2 protein-coding genes and 2 pseudogenes are annotated in these 4,291 nt (G+C 62.2%); 2 read left to right on the top strand and 2 right to left on the bottom strand.

Going from position 1 to position 4,291, the window contains the following annotated elements:
- Nucleotides 1-295: 295 nt before the first annotated feature.
- Nucleotides 296-1,390, bottom strand: coding sequence for a hypothetical protein (locus KB201_RS24535; protein WP_004022072.1), 1,095 nt, complete (start codon nt 1,388-1,390; stop codon nt 296-298).
- Nucleotides 1,387-2,685 (bottom strand): LLM class flavin-dependent oxidoreductase, encoded by a 1,299-nt coding sequence (locus tag KB201_RS24540; protein ID WP_068970850.1) that lies wholly within the window; start codon nt 2,683-2,685, stop codon nt 1,387-1,389. Before KB201_RS24540 ends, KB201_RS24535 begins: the two co-directional genes overlap by 4 nt.
- A 29-nt stretch (nt 2,686-2,714) precedes the next feature.
- On the opposite strand from KB201_RS24540, the pseudogene KB201_RS24545 reads away from it, so the two are divergent.
- Nucleotides 2,715-3,197 (top strand): annotated as a pseudogene (locus KB201_RS24545) (IS630 family transposase); the annotation flags it as partial.
- Between the two features lie 49 nt (nt 3,198-3,246).
- Nucleotides 3,247-4,220: pseudogene (locus KB201_RS25030) on the top strand (IS3 family transposase); the annotation flags it as partial.
- Nucleotides 4,221-4,291: the final 71 nt, after the last annotated feature.

Here is a 4,291-nt window from a genome sequence, read left to right on the forward strand (position 1 = left end):
CACTGTACTTGCGTGGTGCTGCCATGCTCTCCATCCTTCACAGGTTCGAGAGCCTCCGACAGACCCGGGGCGGTTCAGACCGTCGGCCAATCTGCGCCCCAACCACCGTGCTCCTCGGGTACCGCGAGCGCCAGCAGACCACTTAGGCGTAAGTCCTCTTTCTCACGGGTGGCTGGCCCCCCATCGCGATCCCGTTCGACGATTCCCTCCCGCCAGCTTGCAGCAAGGTCTCGAGCCACCGCGAGAGGATCGCCCGCCCGCCGGTCGGTGGCCGCCGCCGTGTCGTCGGTGACTGTCATTCGTATTCTCCAATCGCTGATGTGCCGGCCGCGCATGTACGCAGGCTCGTCTGCAGAAATTCCGGGGCCGACCAATCAGTCAGGTCGATCGCCTTATCCACCAGATCGTGGTCGACCAGGTACCGCTGTGTCGCAGCAAGGACAGTGAGCGCATCGTGGTCGAGGGTGGGTACTAAGTTGTCGGTGAAGTGCTCGCCGAAACCGCGTGTCACCGCAGTCTCGCTAACACCGAGGTTGCGGGCATGAATCGCGACTGTCTCGGTCAGATGATCGCGCGCCCAGGAGCCTGCCCGGACCACCGTATCCACCAGATGCTGCACGAGTGACGGGTTCTTATCGACGAGTTGCGCGCTGATTGTCCAAACGCTGGCGTAGTGGCTTGTCCTGTCCAAGCTCAGGTCACGCAGCGGTCTAACACCGGTGAGGTCTTCGAACTCCGCGGACCACGGAAGCCAGCTGAATAGCGCATCGACCGTCCCCCCGGCAAAGACTTGTGCCTGATGGGCCCCGACGGCGGGAAAGAGGTCCGAACCGTTCACTGATGCCGATGCGCTGAGTCGGTCCTGCGGTAAGTCGACTCCCGCCGTCTCAATGGGTACGAGCTCGATATCGTTTACTGTTACGCCGGAGTGACGAAGGGTGTGCTGCAGGGCTCGCGCCTCCCAAGTGCCCAGTGCGACGAGAGTCTGGCGCCACGGGTCGAGCTGTCGGTAGTCACCAAGGTCGCCGCGCAGGATCCGGATTGCCGATGCGGATACGCCGACACGATGCCCCGCCAGTTGCTCCGGTGCGGTCAGGGTGGGGTCGGCCGCGTAAAAGCCCAGCTTTCCCTCGAACAGGGTGACGCCCAGGAGGCGTGTGCGACCCGGTGCACGCAGGCCCTCACTCACCAACGGCGGGATCTCTCCGCCGAATCGGGTGTAAGCGGGATGATCGTAGGTGAAGTGCAAGGAGCCCAGCGGCCCTCCCAGCACGTCCAGATTGATGCCAGCCTCGGCGAGCAACTGCGACTCGCGGCCAACCAGCAGGGCGTTGGGAACAGGGCAGTTGCTGTACGCGAGGGTGTGGACCGCTGAGCTGGTGTCGGTCACAGCGCCGCCGCCCCGCTTGGCAGTTCCAGGCCGAGGTGGTCGCGCAGCGTTGATCCCTCATACTCGTCGCGGAATACCCCACGTTCTTGCAACAGCGGCACCACCTGGTCGACAAAGTCCTCGTAAACGCCGGGCAGATAGGCGGCGGAGATGATGAACCCATCAGCCGCTCTCGCATCGAAGTACTCGACCAGTCTGTCGGCGATCTGGGTGGGCGTTCCTCCCCACTGCGGGACAAAACCCACGTTCGTGCCATAACGCTTTCCAAGGTCGGCCAGTGTCAGATCCTCGCCGTCGCTCGCAACCGTGGAGAACATGTGGAGCATGGTGGGGATGTGCGCGTCCCCCAAGCTCGCGACGATGTCGGAGTACTTCGCGTCTAGGGGGAAGGCGGACAAGTCGATTCCACTATGACTCGACAACGTCGACAGACCGACCTCGGGGTGGACGAGACCGTTGATGTATTCGAGGCGATCGCGTGCGATCGCCTCGGTCTCCCCAAGTATGGGCATGACAGCTGTGAAAACCTTCGTGGCGTCGGGGTTGCGACCCGCGGCACTCACTTGCCCCTTGATGTCCTGGTACGTGCGCTGCATCATCTCCAGCGTCGGCGAGATGCTGAACACGGCGTCGGCCCACTGGCCCGCGAAACGTCTACCGCGAGGCGACAATCCGGCCTGGAGGAGTACTGGCTCGCGCTGACTTGAAGGGGGGATTTGCAGGGGGCCGCGCACGTCGAACCAGTCACCACGGTGATCGACGTAATGAACTTTCTTAGGATCAGCGAACCGGCCGCAGATCTTGTCCAACAGCAGCGCATCATCGTCCCACGAGTTCCACAGCTTACGTACGACCTCGACGAACTCGTCCGCGCGGTCGTAACGGGTGTCGTGTTCAAGATGAGCATCGATTCCGAAGTTCTTTGCCTCTGAATCGTTCAGCGATGTCACGATGTTCCACGACACCCGCCCGTCGGACAGGTTATCCAGCGTTGCCAGGATACGGGCGACGTGAAACGGCGGGTAATACGTGGTGGAGATGGTGGCTCCAAGTCCCAACCGGTCGGTCACGGCGGCCATCGTCGCCACCACCGTGGCGGGCTCGAGTGCGATCGCGCCCTGGCCGCCCAGTCCGACGCCTGTTTGCAGATCATGGCCGTAGCTGTCCTCGACTGCGAGAGCATCCGGAAGGAAAAGAAGATCAAACTTTCCGCGTTCAAGGGTCTGAGCGATCTTCTTATAGTATGCACCGGAAAGAAAATCGTTAGTTGCTGCGGATCTAGTGTCCTGAGTCATTAATTTCCGTTCGGTTGTTAGGCTAGGGAATGGCAACCCGGGGTCCGCGAGCAGTGGATATTGTTCTGACTGATGACGAGCGCCGTGAGCTCGAAGGGTGGGCGCGTCGGCGAACGACGGCCTCGGGTTTGGCGATGCGCTCACGAATCGTTCTCGCCGCCGCTGATGGCGGTTCGAATACTGAAGTGGCACAACGACTCGGCCTCAATCGCAGTACCGTGCGGCGCTGGCGAGGCCGGTTCGTCGAGCACCGCTGCGAGGGGTTGCTCGACGAACCCCGGCCTGGGCGACCTCGCACCGTCGACGACGAGCAGATCAAAAACTTGATCACCGCGACTCTCGAGACCACTCCGAAGAATGCGACACACTGGTCGACGCGGGCGATGGCCGAGCATCTCGACATGTCACAGTCAACCGTGTCGCGTGTGTGGCGGGCGTTCGGATTGGCTCCGCACAAACAGGATTCGTGGAAGCTGTCGAGAGATCCCTTGTTCACCGAGAAGGTCCGTGAATCACCCCTGGTTTGATGCCGCTTCCTTCTGAGTCAGGAAGGATGAGCACATGCCTAAGAAGATCGATCCGGAGGTCCGTTCGAGGGCCTTGCGTTTGCTGGAGGCGCACGGCGGCGAGTACACGTCGTTGACTGCCGCGGCAGAGGCGATCGCCAAGCAGGTCGGTGTCGGTGGGGAGACGGTACGTCGGTGGGCCGTGCAGGCCCAGGTCGATGCCGGCGCCCGGTCGGGGACCACGTCGAAGGAGTCCGCTGAGATCAAGCGACTCAAGGCGGAGAACAAGCAATTGCGAGAGGACGTTGCCATTTTGAAAGCGGCGACGACTTTCTTCGCGGGGGAACTCGACCGCCGCAACCGATGATCGTGGCGTTCATAGATCAGATGCGCGCCAACGGTTTTGCGGTCGAGTCGATCTGTCGGGTCTTGCGTGAGCAGGGCTGCATGATTGCCGCACGAACCTACCGGGCATCGCGAACACGCACGCCTGCCGCTCGGACCGTCTCCGATGCCCACGTCGTCGATGCGGTGCGCACCGTGGTCTGGCGCACCGATGACGACGGCCGGCGGAAGATGACTCCGGAGGGCCTCTACGGGCGGGTGAAGATGCGCGCCCATCTGCATCGGACAACACTGCCCGGGGTGTCCTATGGCGCCGTTGATCGAGCGATGAAAGTGCTAGGCCACAACGGGATTCGAAGGTCCAAGGGAGTCCGTACGACCGTGCGGTCCGCTGATGGTGTACGTGCGGAGGATCTGGTGAATCGACAGTTCAGTGCCGTCGAGCCGAACCGGGTGTGGGTGACCGATTTCACCTACTGCCGGACGTGGGCGGGGTGGGTGTACGTGGTGTTCATCATCGACGTGTTCTCACGTCGGATCGTGGCGTGGCACGCCTCGACGTCGAAGACGGTGGAGCTGGTGACGGTCCCGCTTCGGATGGCGCTGTGGCAGCGGAAACGAGAGGGTCATCCGGTGAAAGCTGCTGAGCTGATTCATCATTCGGATGCTGGAAGTCAGGGCGGATTCAACTGGTCGTCGCAACACCATGATCATGGAGGTGTTTGCGGTGGCTACGGCGGACTGGAGTCGGAGGA

The sequence above is a fragment of the Gordonia sp. SCSIO 19800 genome (assembly GCF_018132775.1).
GTDB lineage: Bacteria > Actinomycetota > Actinomycetes > Mycobacteriales > Mycobacteriaceae > Gordonia > Gordonia hongkongensis.